Raw genomic sequence first — 14,888 nt, 5'->3', positions numbered from 1 at the left:
GTTCTTAAGTTCAATTTAATAAGATAAATAAATATGCCTCAATACAATCCACCCCTCCGCGATATTCAATTCGTTATTCATGAAATGCTTGATGCCGGCAAAGAGTTTGCTGCTCTGCCTGCATATCAGGACGTTGATAAAGACACTATGAATCAGATCATTGAAGAGGCCGGCAAGTTTGCCAGTGGGATCGCTTTCCCTTTAAATCAAATTGGTGATCAACAAGGTTGTTCGCGACATGAGGATGGGTCTGTCACGACTCCTGCTGGCTTTAAGCAGGCTTATGAGCAGTATGTTGCTGGTGGATGGCCTGCTTTATCATGCGATCCCGCATATGGTGGCCAAGGATTGCCCCAATTACTTAATACCGTTCTATATGAGACTTTAAATTCTGCCAATCAATCTTGGACAATGTATCCAGGCCTATCGCATGGCGCCTATGAGTGCTTACATGCACATGGCACTGAAGAACAGAAAAAAACTTACCTAGAAAAATTGGTATCCGGTCAGTGGACTGGAACCATGTGCTTGACTGAGCCTCATTGCGGCACTGATCTGGGTTTGCTAAAGACTAAAGCCGAACCACAAGCAGACGGTACATATGCTATTAACGGAACCAAGATTTTTATCTCTAGCGGTGATCATGATTTAGCTGAGAACATTGTTCATCTTGTTTTAGCACGACTACCGGACTCTCCAATTGGAAGTAAAGGCATCTCTTTATTTGCAGTGCCTAAATTTCAGGTTGGAGCCGATGGTTCAATTGGCAAAGCCAATGCAGTTTCTTGTGGCTCCCTTGAGCATAAGATGGGTATTCATGGGAATACTACTTGCGTTATGAACTTTGATGGCGCTATTGGCACCCTCGTAGGCGAGCCCCACAAAGGCCTTAACGCAATGTTTGTGATGATGAATGCGGCGCGTTTGGGTGTTGGCATGCAAAGTCTTGGCTTAACAGAGGTGGCATATCAAAACTCTGCCGCTTATGCCAAAGAGCGTTTGCAGATGCGCAGCTTGACTGGCGCTAAAGCCCCTGAGAAAGCGGCTGATCCAATCATTGTTCATCCTGATGTACGGCGCATGCTCTTAACTCAGAGAGCTTATGCAGAAGCAGGTAGGGCTTTTTCTTACTGGGTAGCCCTCATGATTGATAAAGAACTCAACCATCCCGATGAAAAAGTTCGCAAAGAAACAGGTGAAATGGTTGCCCTACTCACCCCAATTATTAAAGCCTTCTTAACCGATAACGCATTTACTGCTACGAATGAAGGTATGCAGGTATTTGGTGGTCACGGCTATATTGCCGAATGGGGTATGGAGCAATATGTTCGTGACGCTCGTATCAATATGATTTACGAAGGCACCAATACCATTCAATCCCTTGATCTCTTAGGTAGAAAAGTTCTTGGTGATATGGGCAAGAAGCTCACCAAGTTTGGCAAGATCATCGAACAGTTCATTGAAGATGAAGGTGTTCGCAAGGAAATGCAGGAGTTTATCGATCCGCTTTCTGATATCGCTGTCAAGGTTGAAAAGCTCACCAAAGAAATTGGTATGAAAGCCATGATGAATCACGAAGAAGTGGGTGCTGCTGCAGTGCCCTACTTGCGCGTTGTGGGCCATTTGATTTATTCCTATCTTTTTGCACGCATGGCAAAGATTGCATTGGCCAATAAATCAAGTAACGACCCTTTTTATCAAGCAAAGCTTGCTACTGCCCGCTTCTATTTTGACAAACTACTTCCCGAGACAGCCATGCTGATCCGTCAAGCACGTGCTGGATCTAAATCGTTAATGGCTATGCCTGCCGATTTTTTCTGAGAGACTGAACATGAGTGATAACAAGATTATTAAGAAAGTAGCCATCCTAGGCGCTGGCGTGATGGGCGCTCAGATTGCTGCGCAGTGTATTAATGTAGGGTTGCCTGTAGTGTTGTTTGATTTACCAACGAATTCTGAAGATGGTAAATCTTATAATAAGAATGCAATTGCCATCAAAGCGATTGAGAGCCTTAAAAAGTTAAAGCCGGCCCCTTTGGGTTTATCTTCAGAAGCCAATCTAATTACTCCAGCAAATTATGAGGAGGACTTAGGTCTTTTAGCGGGTTGCGACCTTATCATTGAAGCCATTGCTGAACGCCTAGATTGGAAGCACGCACTCTATGAAAAAGTAGCTCCGCATATTCCGGCGCATGCTCTGTTTGCTACCAATACCTCAGGTCTTCCTATTGGTGAACTTGCCAAAGGCTTTTCTGGTGATCTGAAAAAGCGCTTCTGTGGCGTGCACTTCTTCAATCCACCTAGATATATGCATTTACTGGAGCTCATCCCGGCAGCGGATACTGATCCCGCCGTATTGGATGCTCTAGAAACCTTTATGACCTCTACCATGGGTAAAGGGGTTGTGCGCGCTAAAGATACGCCGAACTTTATCGGCAACCGTGTAGGTGTTTTCTCGATCCTGGCAGTGTTTGCAGAGGCGCAAAAGTTTGGCCTAGGCTTTGATGAAGTTGATGCGATTACGGGCAGCAAGCTTGGACGTGCTAAGTCAGCCACCTTTAGAACCAGCGATGTGGTTGGCTTGGATACCATGGCCCATGTCATCAAGACTATGGAAAATGCATTACAAGGCGATTCCTTCTCTGCCCTATTTAAAACGCCTGAAGTTGTTAGTCAACTCATTGCAAAAGGTGCGCTGGGACAGAAAACCAAAGCAGGTTTTTATCGCAAGGACGGGAAGAATGTGCTTGTATTAGATGCTGGCACCGGTGAATACAAACCATCTACTGCAACGATTGAACCGCTAATTGAACGCATTCTGAAAAAACCGATTGCTGAACGTCTTGAATTACTGCGTGAAACCGATGAACCGCAAGCTCAGTTCTTATGGGCCATCTATCGAGACATCTTCCACTACTGTGCGATTCACCTTGGCGATATTGCGCAATCTGCTCGAGAAATCGATTTTGCAATGCGCTGGGGTTATGGCTGGAATTTGGGTCCTTTTGAGGATTGGCAAGCTGCTGGGGTAACTCGAGTAGCAAACTGGATCAAAGAAGATATTGATGCAGGCAAAACACTGAGCAAAGAACCCTTACCCGCGTGGATCTTTAGTGGGCCAGTTGGCGATAAGCAAGCTTTCCATACTCCTGAAGGTTCATGGTCTGCATCTGAAAATAAATACATCCCCCGCTCTGCTTTGCCGGTATACCAAAAGCAAGTATTTAGAGCACCACTGCTAGGAGATGGTTCTCCTGATCCTAAAACAGCGGGCACCACTGTATTTGAAAACACAGACTTCCGAGCTTGGGTAGATGCTAATCAGCCTGAGGTCTTAATTGCTTCATTCCGCTCGAAGATGAATACCTTTAGTCCAGAAGTATTAAGTGGTCTACAAAAAGCGGTGGAGATTGCAGAGGCAAATTATGCGGGATTGGTGATCTGGCAGCCTACTTCATTGAAGCTAGGTACACCTGGTGGGCCCTTCTCTGCAGGGGCCAACTTGGAAGCTGCAATGCCCATGGTAATGAAAGGCGGCCCCGCTGGAGTTGAGCCATTCGTCAAAGAATTTCAAGACACGATGATGAAAATCAAATACTCCCAAGTGCCTGTAGTTTCAGCGATCTCTGGCATTGCTTTAGGAGGTGGTTGTGAACTGATTCTTCAATCTGCACGCAGGGTTGCCGCTATAGAGAGCTATATCGGTTTAGTGGAAGTTGGTGTTGGTCTATTGCCTGCTGGTGGCGGACTAAAAGAAGCGGCTATTCGGGCTGCACAGGGTGTCGCGCTTGCTGGTAATACCAATTATTTAGATTTCACGAAAGCGTCTTTTGAAAATGCGGCAATGGCTAAAGTTTCTTCATCGGCCCAAGAAGCAATGAAGATGGCTTACCTGCAAAAAGGTGACATTATTGTTGCTAACGTCTATGAATTATTAGCGCAAGCACAAAATCAGGTCAAGGCAATGCGTTACTCTGGGTACAGACCACCAATCCCAACCTTAATACCGGTTGGTGGCCGCTCTGTTGCGGCAACCGTGATGGGTCAGGTAGTCAATATGCGCGATGGCGGCTTTATCTCTGAACACGATGCGCACATCGCCAAGAAAATTATTGAGATTATTACTGGTGGCGATGTCGATGCAGGAACACTGGTAACAGAAGAATGGCTACTGAAACTGGAGCGTCAGGCTTTTGTGGAACTTATTGGTCACCCTAAATCGATGGAACGAATTATGGGCATTCTCCAAACTGGCAAGCCTGTTAGAAACTAATTTACCGAGATATCACTATGAAAAATATCCAAGACGCCTATATCGTTGCAGCCACTCGCAGTGCCGTTGGCAGATCTGGACGAGGCGCATTAAAAAATACTCGGCCAGATGATTTGCTTGGCAATGCCTTGCAACATATTCTGACGCAAGTCCCTACCCTGGATCCCAAAGCCATTGAAGATGCCATTATTGGGTGCGCAATGCCAGAGGGTCAACAAGGTTTGAATGTGGCTCGCATAGGTTTGCTCCTCGGTGGCCTACCAAATACTATAGGTGGCATTACCGTCAACCGCTTCTGCTCCTCCGGATTAAATGCTATCGCTATGGCAGCTGACCGCATTCGGGTTGGCGAAGCGGATGTGATGATTGCTGGTGGTATTGAGTCCATGAGCATGGTACCGATGGGTGGAAATTCACCATCAATGTCTCCAGAAATCTTTATGGGTGATGAAAATATTGGTATCGCATACGGTATGGGCTTAACCGCTGAGAAAGTGGCGCAACAATGGAAGATCAGTCGCGAGGATCAAGATGCTTTTGCATTCCATTCACATCAAAAGGCTATGGCTGCACAAGCTGCCGGTGAATTTAACTCTGAAATCTTTCCTGTCAAGGTGTCCCATCGCTCGATGAATCTAGACAAAGGTCAAGTAGATGTGCAATGGCGTGAATTTTTGAAAGATGAAGGTCCGCGCATAGATACCTCGCTTGAAGGATTGGCGAAACTCAAGTCTCCATTTGCCGCGAGAGGCAGCGTTACCGCTGGCAATAGCTCACAAACTTCTGATGGCGTTGGCGCACTTATCTTGGCTAGTGAAAAAGCAATCAAGACCTTTGGCCTCACCCCTTTGGCGCGCTTTGTTAGCTTTGCCGTGAAAGGTGTTCCACCTGAAATCATGGGCATTGGACCTAAAGAAGCTATTCCGGCTGCATTAAAGCTGGCTGGGCTCAATTTGCAGGATTTAGATTGGATTGAATTGAACGAAGCGTTTGCAGCCCAGTCTTTAGCAGTCATTCGAGATCTTGGTTTGGATCAAAGTAAAGTCAATCCTTTAGGTAGCGCTATTGCCCTTGGGCATCCTTTGGGTGCAACAGGCGCCATTCGCGCTGCGACAGCGATTCATGCCCTACAGAGACGTAATCTTAAGCACGCCATGGTGACGATGTGCGTTGGTACAGGTATGGGCGCTGCTGGAATATTTGAGCGCTGTTAATTAGCCTTATTAAAATTAGGAGACTTCAGAATGTTAAAGAAGCAAATTATCCTTTCAGCCTGCCTTATAGGTCTACTTGCTGGCAATGCATATTCTCAAGCTACCGACCCAGCTATTGGAGTTTGGAAGACGATTGATGACAAAACCAATGAGCCCTCTTCTTTAATCAAAATCGATGAAGTAAACGGCAAACTGGAAGGCACCATTATTAAAACCTTTCCAAAGCCGAATGAAAAGCCTTTGGTGTATTGCTTACTCTGCAAAGATGATCGCAAAGATAAGCCTATCCTCGGGATGAAGATCATGACTGATCTAAAGCGAGACAAACCTGGTGTTTGGATAGATGGAAGAATTCTGGATCCTGAAGAAGGTGAAATCTATCGCGTCAAAATTGCGACTGAAGATGGCAAGAAAATGGATGTGCGTGGCTATATTGGCGTTCCATTACTAGGTCGCACCCAAGTTTGGTACAAAGCTGAACAGTAATCTACAGATCACTTAAATAATATGAGCAATCAACCTCTTCCAGAAGTGCTACGCAAACATTTGGCGGACGGTAATTTACCCGTCATTGCAGCCCCACTTTTTATTATTAGCAACCCTAAATTAGTGATTGCCCAGTGCAAAGCGGGTGTGATTGGCTCGATGCCTGCTCTCAATGCCAGACCAGCTGAACAGCTTGAAGAATGGTTGATTGAAATTACCACTGCATTGGATGCATACAACAAAGAACATCCTGAGAAGCCTGCTGCACCTTTTGCCATCAATCAAATTGTGCATAAAAGTAACGATCGTCTTGAACATGATATGGCGCTCTGCGTCAAATACAAAGTTCCCATCATCATCACCTCTCTCGGTGCACGCGAAGAAATTAATACTGCCGCACATAGCTATGGCGGAATCGTATTACATGACATCATCAATAATGCCTTTGCTAAGAAAGCGATTGAAAAAGGTGCTGATGGCTTAATTGCAGTTGCCGCTGGCGCTGGTGGACATGCCGGCATTAAAAGCCCCTTTGCGTTAATTCAGGAGATTCGGGAATGGTTTGAAGGACCACTAGTACTGAGTGGCTCCATTGCTACTGGCGGTGCTGTTTTAGCAGCTCAGGCCATAGGCGCTGACTATGCGTATATTGGCTCTGCATTTATTGCCACTGAAGAAGCGCGTGCGAGTGAGGACTATAAGCAAGCAGTGGTTGATTGCAACTCAGATGACATTATCTTGAGCAACCTTTTTACTGGTGTGTCCGGAAATTATTTAGCACCCTCCATCCGCAACGCTGGCTTGGATCCGGATAATCTTCCAGAAAGTGACCCGAGCAAGATGAACTTTGGAGGTGCAGCTCAGAAAGCCTGGAAAGATATTTGGGGTTGCGGTCAAGGTATTGGGGCTGTGAAAGCAGTTACACCTACAGCGCAGTTCGTTGCTCGTTTAAAAACTGAATACGATCAAACTAAAGACAACCTGCTTAAAGGCACTGCATAGCCCATATGATTAATCATCAGCTAGCAGACGGCATTCTCCACATATTGCTGAACCGTCCTGAGAAAAAGAATGCGTTCACCAACGCGATGTATCGCGAGCTTACGCAGATACTGTCTGATGGGGATCAAAACCCCCAAGTAAAGGTAATGCTGATATCTGGGGCTGGCAATGCTTTTTCAGCCGGGAATGATATTGCTGATTTCATGCAATCCCCTATCACGCATGAAGATGCCCCACCGATTAGCTTATTAAAGGTGCTTGCAGGGCTCACTAAACCGTTGATTGCGGCTGTAGATGGGGTTGCAGTTGGGATCGGAGCAACATTATTGTTTCACTGTGATTTGGTTTACGCCCAAAAGGATGCGCGCTTCATCTTTCCTTTTGTTTCCTTGGGCTTGGTTCCAGAAGGTGCGGTCTCATTATTGCTACCACGTTTCGTTGGGCATCAAAAGGCTTCAGAAATATTGCTTTTTGGTGAACCCATCAGCGCTGATGAGGCCCATCAAATTGGATTTGTAAACAAAGTAATTTCAGAACCATCGGCACTGCCTTATGCGGAGCAGAGAGCTCAAAAGCTCGCCGCCCTTTCCTCGGGATCGGTATCTCGAACCAAGTCTTTATTAAGGGATGGCGCCCTAAAGACTGCAGTACTCAATCAAATTGATATTGAGGGAAAACTCTTTATTGATAGACTTCATGGCCCCGCAGCCAAAGAAGCTCTCACTTCTTTTTTAGAAAAGCGTGCTCCTAATTTTGAAGGCCTAGATTAGCGACCTGCTCGGATCAGGTCTACTGCTTTTTCAGCAATAGCAATGATGGGGGCGTTGGTATTCCCTCCGATCAAGGTTGGCATGATTGAGCCATCAACCACTCTTAGTCCCTCCATGCCATGAACTTTTAGGCTTGCATCAACTACCGCCATTGCATCATGGCCCATTTTGCATGTGCCTACTGGGTGATAGACCGTATCAGCCCGCTCCCGAATAATCTTCCGAATGTCATCATCTGTTTTTACGTTAGGCGTAAAGACATCCTTCTTTCGTATCTTAGTAAGCGCGGGAGCATCCATTAATTTCTTAGTTAATTTATAACCCTTAACTAATGTTTCAAGGTCTTCCTCTTCCTCTAAAAAACCAGGATCAATTAAGGGTGCGTGTTTCATACTGTTACTAGCAAGCGTAATCTGCCCACGGCTCTTGGGCCTCAATACGCATACATGACACGAATAGCCATGGGCCATATGTAATTTACGGGCATGATCTTCCACTAAGCTAACTACAAAATGCAATTGCACATCTGGCGCCTCAAGACTGGGATCTGTTTTGAGGAAGCCGCCCGCCTCTGCAAAGTTGGTGGCAATCATACCTTCACGTGAACGAACATACTTGATAATTTCACCAGTCAATTTAATCGTGCCGCCCAAAGAAATGCCGATGAGATCAAGACTATCTGCAGAATAGCCAAAAATAAAGTCGGGATGATCTTGAAGATTTTGACCTACACCAGGCAAATCATGGATGACTGGTATAGCAAATTTCTTTAGCTCTTGAGCGGGTCCCACTCCAGAAACCATGAGCAATTGTGGGGAATGGAAAGCGCCTGCACATAGAATGACTTCTTTATTAGCGCGCAAGATGTGCTGTTTACCACCCCGCGTGTAACTTACGCCTATAGCGCGCTTACCTTCGAACAAAATACGCTCAACCTGAACACCGGTTTGCACATTTAAATTTGTCCGTCTACCCATATGGGGGTGTAAATAGCCGCGCGCCGCACTCCAGCGCTCACCGTTTTTATGCGTAACTTGATAAATCCCCAAACCCTCTTGTTCGGCGCCATTGAAGTCTTCAGCAACTGGAAAACCAGCCTCCTTGGCTGCATTCAAATAGATTTTCTGAAAAGGGTTATGTGACTGCAGATTTGATACGGATAAAGGGCCATCATTTCCGTGGAAGGAATTCTTAATGGTGGTGTTGTTTTCACTTTTCTTAAAGTAAGGCAGTAGGTCATCATATGACCAGCCTGCATTGCCAAGAGACGCCCAATGATCGTAATCAGCGCGATGACCTCTGGTGTAAATCATGGCATTAATTGCCGAAGAGCCGCCCAAACACTTCCCTCTGGGCTGATATCCTCGGCGACCGTTTAAGCCCTTCTGAGGTACCGTTTGAAAGGCATAGTTATTGATTGTTGTGGGTAACATGGCGACTGCAGCCGCAGGTGCTTTCACGACCCAGCCATCCCCCTTACTGCCAGCCTCAAGCAATGCAACGCTAGTGCCAGCATCCTCACTAAGCCGCCCTGCCATCACACTACCAGCGGACCCACCACCTACGACGATGTAATCAAAGGCCTGAGGCTTCATGATTTATTAGCCCAGTGATTCATCAGCTTTGATCTGGCCGAAGGTTGAATATTGATTTTGCTCATATCCCCAGCGTAATGACGCACCACACGCTTGTCCATTAAGGCAAACCAAAGCGGTGGGCAATACGCCAAGGTAATCATGGATGCATAGCCACCCGGCAATTGAGGGGCCTCTCCAAAATGACGTAAAGCTTGATAGCGTCTGGTTGGATGCGCATGGTGATCGGAATGTCTTTGCAGGTGGTACAACAGAATATTGCCTACTATGTGATTGCTATTCCAAGAATGCTCTGGGGCACAGCGAACATACTCACCATTTTGATCTTTCTGCCGCAGAAGTCCGTAGTGCTCCACGTAGTTCACAACCTCCAACATCGAGGCGGCGTAGATGCCCTGAAGTACTAGAAAAATCAATGCTGACCATCCAAGCCAAAACATGAGAACACCATATAAGAGGATAGTGAGAGACCATGCTTGAAGATTTTCATTCTGAATACTCCAAACGTCCTTGCCTTTTCTTTTTAAGCGCTCGCGCTCAAGATCCCATGCAGAAATCAAACTACCCAGAACCGTACGCGGAAGAAAGGCCCAGAAACTTTCCCCCATACGGGCGCTAGCAGGATCCTCGGGTGTCGCTACCCGTTTGTGATGACCGCGATTATGTTCTACAAAGAAGTGGCCATACATACTGGAGGCTAATGCCAATTTAGAAAGCCACCGATCAATAGATTCTTGTTTATGTCCTAGCTCATGGGCGGTTCCAATACCAATACCGTTGGTGGATCCCACTGTAAATACCAAGGCAACGTAGGCATACCAATCTAAAGATTGAGTCGCCGCCAGCCAAGTTCCATAGACCGTTCCAATGAGTTGAAACGGGACATAAAGCCAGACCAAGGCACGATAAAAGAAATCTTTATTTAAATTCTCGACAGCGGATTCTGGGGGATTGCTAAAGTCTTCGCCAAAAGTCAGATCTAAGATGGGGATAGCAATATGAATAATAGCCGGGGCAAAAAGCAAACAGATCCACTGCCCCGTCAATGAGAAAGCCAGAATAGAAGCGGTAAAGGCAAATGGAATAGTTGGGCTCAATAACCAGAGCCAGCGCTTATCGCTCCAAGACTCACTAGCAGGTGCAGTTGCAATACTCACTAATTACCCCTTTGGATTGCTTTAGCAGCTAGACACCTACTAAAGACAGGAATGAATAGCCCCATAATGCCACCAAAACTAATTACGCAATATGTCCTTGATTTGTGCCAGGTATAAGTCTTGGCCGTGATTGACTTTAGACTGCCAATCATCGCCTGAATTCTCATTAGCTTCATCGGTGATATATTTAAATGATTGCCAAGGTATGTGATGATCATGTGCAATCGCAGCAATTGCAAATAGCTCCATATCAACAACATCCACACCTTGACTATGCAACCAAGGATCATAAGCAGTCACAAAGCTATCACCAGAGCCGCAGATAAATTGTCCGGTAGATACATACTCTTGCGGTCTTGTGCAAAAAGGAGTGCTGCCGCGAGGGGCTAATGGCTCGGTATCCATATCACGCTGAATGACCTTACCAATTTCTAGCAGGCCCTGTAATTCTGATTTGATTTTTCCTACGGTACCAAAGTTCAATATTCTCTTTGGTGAGTATTGGTGAATGGCTTTGATGCTGGTTATGGCAGCATTAATTTTGCCAACCCCTGAATAAACAATTTCCACGCCACTTGGTAGTGCTTCACGCTTGAGCTCGGACTCTAATGCGGTAATAATAAGAAGTTCTGTTTTCATATTGGCTGGTGATGAATTTATTAGATTATCTACCCGGAGTTCCTGATTTTCCAAAGCCCGGCATTTTCTTTAGGGATATATCCCCTTTATTAGCTAATCCAGCCGCCTTTAAAGAAGCTATTCATCAGTTAGATGAGGTGGCCCAGCAATTTGATTACACCCACATTCTAGGAATTGAATCCCGCGGCTTTATCTTTGGCTCTGCCCTAGCCCACCACGCTCACAAGGGCTTGGCACTGGCTAGAAAGCCTAACAAACTCCCTTTAGCTAGTCATCGTGAAGCTTATGGCCTGGAATATGGAAATGATGCTCTAGAGATTCAGCAATCTACCCTCCCTAAAGATGCCAGAGTATTGCTGCTTGACGATGTTCTTGCTACCGGCGGAACCTTAGTTGCTGCTGATAAATTAATTCGCAGCGCTGGCTTTGAAGTTGCTGGTGCTGTAACTCTTTTAGAAATTACATTCTTGAATGGTAATACGCTTTTAAATCAATCGGGGATTCGCCATCAGTCAGCACTGAAAAGCTAAATGAGCTTTTTAGCGCTCTTGATAACCTTCATGGCACCCCAACCCACTGCAAGAGCCTTGCTCGCCAACTTGGGCTTGTAATGCGCAAGTGCTGCAAATGCGCTAGTCCACAGGATAGGGTTGCTTCTTAAGAAGTTAACCGCATCAACCCCCTTATCAGCCCATGACAGAGGCTTTTCCCAAGCCTCAAAATGCTCAGCGAACTCTTTACGCTCACGACTCGCCTGAACTATTAACTCGTGTTGGCGCAACTCTAGTGATTTGAGTTTGGCACTCATTTAGAAAGAGCTTCGCGATCTTTTGCCAACTCAGCGATAGAAGCCTCAAACAACCTTGGCATCTTGCGTAGAGACTGGATAATTACGAAGGCCAAAATTAACCCGATGGATAGAAATGCTCCAGTTAGCAAACCAAGCGCCATCATTCGATCAGTCTCCCAGCTATAAATCACGATAAGCAATGCCAGCATCACTAAGCCAAAGAATAAAAAGAATAAGGCCCCGATAATCATTACTAACAAGCTGATGAATTTACTTCTGGCGATTTGCACATCCAGCGATAAAAGCTCTAAGCGCGTTTGTGCTATCGATGCACCAGTTGATGCAAGGCCTTTGATGGAGGAAAGTAAGTTTTCTTGAGACATAAGGGTCTAGCGGCGTCCAATAAATATGCCAATCAGCAAACCTAAGCCAGCTGCAACACCCACTGCCTCCCAAGGATTGCGATGCACGAAATCATCTGCACCTTCAGCGGCAACCTTCGCTTTCTCAAGCATCTTGCCCTCGACACCTGAAAGACATTCTTTGGCGCCTGCGAGAGTTTCTAGGGCTTTATTGCGAATGGAGCTAATGGCAGCGCCCGGATGATCTTCGGTTGCCTTGATTAAGGCTTCCGCATCAGCCATTAGGGATTTGAATTCACCAATCAGGCTTTCTGCGCCAACTTGCTTAGCCTCATGTGAATCTAAATGTTCGAGCTTCTTAGTGGTCATGGAAATGGATTCCTAATAGATAAAGCATTAATTGCCAATACTTCTATTCTAAGCACTTCTAGCCTGAGATCCCAGTAATAAAACCGTCATGCCAGCATTGCCTTCTTTAAAGCGCTTGAGATAGCGCTTTAAACCAGGACGTCGCCTAAGCAAGGCATGATAGGACTCACTACCAAAGGCTACATCTTCGCCAAAATGGTATTCATCAACCCGGTCGGAGTAGCGGTTATTTTCAAGCGCTTCATGGATAGCCCACTTAATTCGACCACCTTCACCGCTTGATCCATATCCATGAATCAACACAATGGCTTTAATCCCAACCTCTAAAGATTTGCGTAAATAGTCGGTAAGCCTCTCCAACGCCTCTTCAACATGAGGACCATCTTGCTTGATGTTGAGATCAATCGTATCGGAACTCAAGATAGGCAAATTGACAGAGCCGCAATGCGGACACTGATTAAACAATGCCCGCATATTCCCACAATCAGGACATTCAGCGTTATGTGCCACCTTAAAGAATCAGACTGATCTCCTTAAGAGCAGTACTTGCCTTCTAAACCCCGTGTATCGGTTGTCTTATCGTCAACCATGAGGTTCAAGGTCTTCTGGGCCAGCTCGCGATTCTCTGGAGTCTTGAGGCTGGCATTAATTAATGTTGATACATCCTTGCGGATTGAAGTATTGCCATAACGCAGACCTTTCAAAGTGGAAACCGCTTCAGCAGATATCTTGCACTGCTGATTTACTAACTCAGAAGAATCTGACGGGGATGTATTCGCGTAAGCGAATGCAGCGACAGAGATCGTAACGGCTGCTAATAGAGTCTTTTTCATCTTAGTTCCTTATTTTGTGACCACACGTTGGACAACAACCCACTTCTTTCGCCTTTGTCTTTCTAAGGGCGGCATACACACTGGATTCTGAAATCTGCATCTTTCTGGCTGCTTGAGCAGCAGTCATGCCCTTCCCCACCCACTCCAAGGCTTGATGTGTTTTCGGTATCTCTCTTTTCATTTCATCTCCCAGTAACAACACTATATCACAACTTCTGAAGTTGTGAAGTTGTGAAGTGTAATAATTAAGTAATGAGATACCCTAATAAGAGACCAAGGACTTGCTTGCATGGCTTTGGCGCTCAGAACGTCTCTAGGGCGCTTTGGTGTTATAAATACTGAATAAATAAGAAATTGGAGCTTCTTAAGACTGTCTTAAAGCACCCTACCAATTGAAGGAGATCTATGTCTTTACATTTCATGCCTAAAAAAGGCTTGTTGACTGTTTTTGCTGCCCTCATTACGGCCGCTTCAATTCCGGCCTTAGCGCAATCTGCAGCTGCATGGCCTACCAAGCCAATCAAAATTATTGTTGGCTATTCCGCCGGTGGTGCAACTGATGTATTAACCCGCCTGGTATCAGTTGGCATGGGTAATACCTTGGGTCAATCTATCGTGGTAGAAAACCGTCCTGGTGCCAATAGCAACGTTGGCGCTGAAATTGTGGCTCGCTCCCCTGCAGATGGCTATACGCTTTATGCCTTTTCCATTGCGAATACGATTAACGCTACGCTCTATCCCAATCTAAGCTATGACCCGATTAAAGATTTTGAGCCGATTGGCATGATTGCCAAGATCCCGAATATTTTGGTAGTGAATCCTAATCTTCCAGTAAAAACACTCGCAGAATATGTGCGCTATGCTAAGGATGCGAAAGATGGCGTAACCTTTGCCTCCTCTGGTAGCGGCTCATCCATTCATCTCTCTGGCGAAATGTTTAAGATGCAAGCAAAAATTCAAATGCTGCATATTCCATACAAAGGTAGCGCTCCTGCAGTAACGGATTTGCTTGGGGGTCAAGTTGAATCCATGTTTGACAACGCACCTTCTGCATTACCTCATATTAAGGCCGGAAAGCTACGTCCAATTGCTGTGACCAGCGCCCAACGCTCGCCATTTTTACCGGATGTTCCGACTATTGCTGAATCAGGCTATCCTGGTTTTGATGTGCAGTCTTGGTTTGCATTAGTTGCTCCTGCGGGAACGCCGAAGCCCATCATCATGCAATTAAATGCTGCCTTAAATAAAGCACTTAACTCCCCTGAAGTTAAACAGCGACTTCAAGAATTGGCTGCAACACCAGAGCCTGGTTCACCAGAAAAAATGGCTGCATTTGAAGCATCCGAAGTGAAGCGCTGGCGGGATGTTGTGAAGGCTTCTGGCGCTAAAGCTGAATAA

The 14,888-nt window shown here is 45.8% G+C and carries 17 protein-coding genes; 8 read left to right on the top strand and 9 right to left on the bottom strand.

Annotated features, from left to right (window positions below; all coding sequences use genetic code 11):
• The first annotated feature begins 33 nt into the window (after positions 1-33).
• From FD963_RS05185 to FD963_RS05160, 6 genes are read left to right on the top strand one after another with little or no spacing between them, the layout of a single operon-like run.
• Positions 34-1,821, top strand: coding sequence for an acyl-CoA dehydrogenase C-terminal domain-containing protein (locus tag FD963_RS05185; RefSeq protein WP_215363633.1), 1,788 nt, complete (start codon positions 34-36; stop codon positions 1,819-1,821).
• Positions 1,822-1,831: 10 nt separating this feature from the next.
• Positions 1,832-4,273, top strand: a complete 2,442-nt coding sequence (locus tag FD963_RS05180; RefSeq protein WP_215363631.1) for a 3-hydroxyacyl-CoA dehydrogenase/enoyl-CoA hydratase family protein — start codon at positions 1,832-1,834, stop codon at positions 4,271-4,273.
• Positions 4,274-4,290: 17 nt separating this feature from the next.
• Positions 4,291-5,487, top strand: coding sequence for an acetyl-CoA C-acyltransferase (locus FD963_RS05175; RefSeq protein ID WP_215363629.1), 1,197 nt, complete (start codon positions 4,291-4,293; stop codon positions 5,485-5,487).
• 30 nt (positions 5,488-5,517) lie between these two features.
• Positions 5,518-5,973, top strand: a complete 456-nt coding sequence (locus tag FD963_RS05170) for a DUF2147 domain-containing protein (protein WP_215363627.1) — start codon at positions 5,518-5,520, stop codon at positions 5,971-5,973.
• Positions 5,974-5,994: 21 nt separating this feature from the next.
• The gene (locus tag FD963_RS05165; RefSeq protein WP_215363625.1) at positions 5,995-6,975 is read left to right on the top strand and encodes a nitronate monooxygenase family protein; all 981 of its coding nucleotides are present in this window, start codon (positions 5,995-5,997) and stop codon (positions 6,973-6,975) included.
• A 5-nt stretch (positions 6,976-6,980) separates the two neighbouring features.
• Entirely contained in the window at positions 6,981-7,745 is a 765-nt protein-coding gene (locus tag FD963_RS05160; RefSeq protein ID WP_215363623.1) for an enoyl-CoA hydratase, read from the top strand.
• Here FD963_RS05160 and FD963_RS05155 read toward each other — a convergent pair.
• From FD963_RS05155 to FD963_RS05145, 3 genes are all read right to left on the bottom strand, one after another.
• Positions 7,742-9,340: a GMC family oxidoreductase gene (locus FD963_RS05155; protein ID WP_215363621.1), complete on the bottom strand. Its 1,599-nt coding sequence runs from the start codon at positions 9,338-9,340 to the stop codon at positions 7,742-7,744. The two genes, FD963_RS05160 and FD963_RS05155, sit on opposite strands and share 4 nt — an antisense overlap.
• Positions 9,337-10,491, bottom strand: a complete 1,155-nt coding sequence (locus FD963_RS05150) for an alkane 1-monooxygenase (protein ID WP_215363868.1) — start codon at positions 10,489-10,491, stop codon at positions 9,337-9,339. Before FD963_RS05150 ends, FD963_RS05155 begins: the two co-directional genes overlap by 4 nt.
• 84 nt (positions 10,492-10,575) lie before the next feature.
• Entirely contained in the window at positions 10,576-11,136 is a 561-nt protein-coding gene (locus tag FD963_RS05145) for a 5'-methylthioadenosine nucleosidase (RefSeq protein WP_215363619.1), read from the bottom strand.
• An 11-nt stretch (positions 11,137-11,147) separates the two neighbouring features.
• Here FD963_RS05145 and FD963_RS05140 point away from each other — a divergent pair, with 11 nt between their 5' ends.
• Positions 11,148-11,666, top strand: a complete 519-nt coding sequence (locus FD963_RS05140) for an adenine phosphoribosyltransferase (RefSeq protein ID WP_215363617.1) — start codon at positions 11,148-11,150, stop codon at positions 11,664-11,666.
• Here the strand turns inward: FD963_RS05140 and FD963_RS05135 are convergent.
• The 6 genes from FD963_RS05135 to FD963_RS05110 are packed head-to-tail and all read right to left on the bottom strand — an operon-like array spanning position 11,663 to position 13,671.
• A complete protein-coding gene (locus FD963_RS05135; RefSeq protein WP_215363615.1) occupies positions 11,663-11,944 on the bottom strand; it encodes a YqjK-like family protein in 282 nt (93 codons plus the stop codon). The genes FD963_RS05140 and FD963_RS05135 overlap by 4 nt on opposite strands.
• Entirely contained in the window at positions 11,941-12,309 is a 369-nt protein-coding gene (locus FD963_RS05130; RefSeq protein ID WP_215363613.1) for a phage holin family protein, read from the bottom strand. The genes FD963_RS05135 and FD963_RS05130 overlap by 4 nt, the downstream gene beginning before the upstream one ends.
• A gap of 6 nt (positions 12,310-12,315) precedes the next feature.
• Entirely contained in the window at positions 12,316-12,657 is a 342-nt protein-coding gene (locus FD963_RS05125) for a YqjD family protein (RefSeq protein WP_215363611.1), read from the bottom strand.
• 48 nt (positions 12,658-12,705) lie between these two features.
• A complete protein-coding gene (locus tag FD963_RS05120) occupies positions 12,706-13,131 on the bottom strand; it encodes a Smr/MutS family protein (protein WP_251367330.1) in 426 nt (141 codons plus the stop codon).
• A 59-nt stretch (positions 13,132-13,190) separates the two neighbouring features.
• Positions 13,191-13,490, bottom strand: a complete 300-nt coding sequence (locus FD963_RS05115; protein ID WP_215360136.1) for a hypothetical protein — start codon at positions 13,488-13,490, stop codon at positions 13,191-13,193.
• Position 13,491: 1 nt separating this feature from the next.
• Positions 13,492-13,671, bottom strand: coding sequence for a hypothetical protein (locus FD963_RS05110; protein WP_215363607.1), 180 nt, complete (start codon positions 13,669-13,671; stop codon positions 13,492-13,494).
• 239 nt (positions 13,672-13,910) lie between these two features.
• On the opposite strand from FD963_RS05110, the gene FD963_RS05105 reads away from it, so the two are divergent.
• Positions 13,911-14,888, top strand: a complete 978-nt coding sequence (locus FD963_RS05105; RefSeq protein WP_371818498.1) for a Bug family tripartite tricarboxylate transporter substrate binding protein — start codon at positions 13,911-13,913, stop codon at positions 14,886-14,888.

The organism is Polynucleobacter sp. JS-JIR-II-50 (assembly GCF_018687895.1).
Lineage (GTDB): Bacteria > Pseudomonadota > Gammaproteobacteria > Burkholderiales > Burkholderiaceae > Polynucleobacter.
The sequence above is the reverse complement of the archived record's forward strand: the minus strand, read 5'-3'. Positions and strand labels throughout refer to the sequence as shown.

What these genes read in the sequence shown, in the direction of transcription:
- FD963_RS05185 (WP_215363633.1), top strand. Translation starts at nt 34, where the DNA reads ATGCCTCAATACAATCCACCCCTCCGCGATATTCAATTCGTTATTCAT.
- FD963_RS05180 (WP_215363631.1), top strand. Translation starts at nt 1,832, where the DNA reads ATGAGTGATAACAAGATTATTAAGAAAGTAGCCATCCTAGGCGCTGGC.
- FD963_RS05175 (WP_215363629.1), top strand. Translation starts at nt 4,291, where the DNA reads ATGAAAAATATCCAAGACGCCTATATCGTTGCAGCCACTCGCAGTGCC.
- FD963_RS05170 (WP_215363627.1), top strand. Translation starts at nt 5,518, where the DNA reads ATGTTAAAGAAGCAAATTATCCTTTCAGCCTGCCTTATAGGTCTACTT.
- FD963_RS05165 (WP_215363625.1), top strand. Translation starts at nt 5,995, where the DNA reads ATGAGCAATCAACCTCTTCCAGAAGTGCTACGCAAACATTTGGCGGAC.
- FD963_RS05160 (WP_215363623.1), top strand. Translation starts at nt 6,981, where the DNA reads ATGATTAATCATCAGCTAGCAGACGGCATTCTCCACATATTGCTGAAC.
- FD963_RS05155 (WP_215363621.1), bottom strand. Translation starts at nt 9,340, where the DNA reads ATGAAGCCTCAGGCCTTTGATTACATCGTCGTAGGTGGTGGGTCCGCT.
- FD963_RS05145 (WP_215363619.1), bottom strand. Translation starts at nt 11,136, where the DNA reads ATGAAAACAGAACTTCTTATTATTACCGCATTAGAGTCCGAGCTCAAG.
- FD963_RS05140 (WP_215363617.1), top strand. Translation starts at nt 11,148, where the DNA reads ATGAATTTATTAGATTATCTACCCGGAGTTCCTGATTTTCCAAAGCCC.
- FD963_RS05135 (WP_215363615.1), bottom strand. Translation starts at nt 11,944, where the DNA reads ATGAGTGCCAAACTCAAATCACTAGAGTTGCGCCAACACGAGTTAATA.
- FD963_RS05130 (WP_215363613.1), bottom strand. Translation starts at nt 12,309, where the DNA reads ATGTCTCAAGAAAACTTACTTTCCTCCATCAAAGGCCTTGCATCAACT.
- FD963_RS05125 (WP_215363611.1), bottom strand. Translation starts at nt 12,657, where the DNA reads ATGACCACTAAGAAGCTCGAACATTTAGATTCACATGAGGCTAAGCAA.
- FD963_RS05120 (WP_251367330.1), bottom strand. Translation starts at nt 13,131, where the DNA reads ATGCGGGCATTGTTTAATCAGTGTCCGCATTGCGGCTCTGTCAATTTG.
- FD963_RS05115 (WP_215360136.1), bottom strand. Translation starts at nt 13,490, where the DNA reads ATGAAAAAGACTCTATTAGCAGCCGTTACGATCTCTGTCGCTGCATTC.
- FD963_RS05110 (WP_215363607.1), bottom strand. Translation starts at nt 13,671, where the DNA reads ATGAAAAGAGAGATACCGAAAACACATCAAGCCTTGGAGTGGGTGGGG.
- FD963_RS05105 (WP_371818498.1), top strand. Translation starts at nt 13,911, where the DNA reads ATGCCTAAAAAAGGCTTGTTGACTGTTTTTGCTGCCCTCATTACGGCC.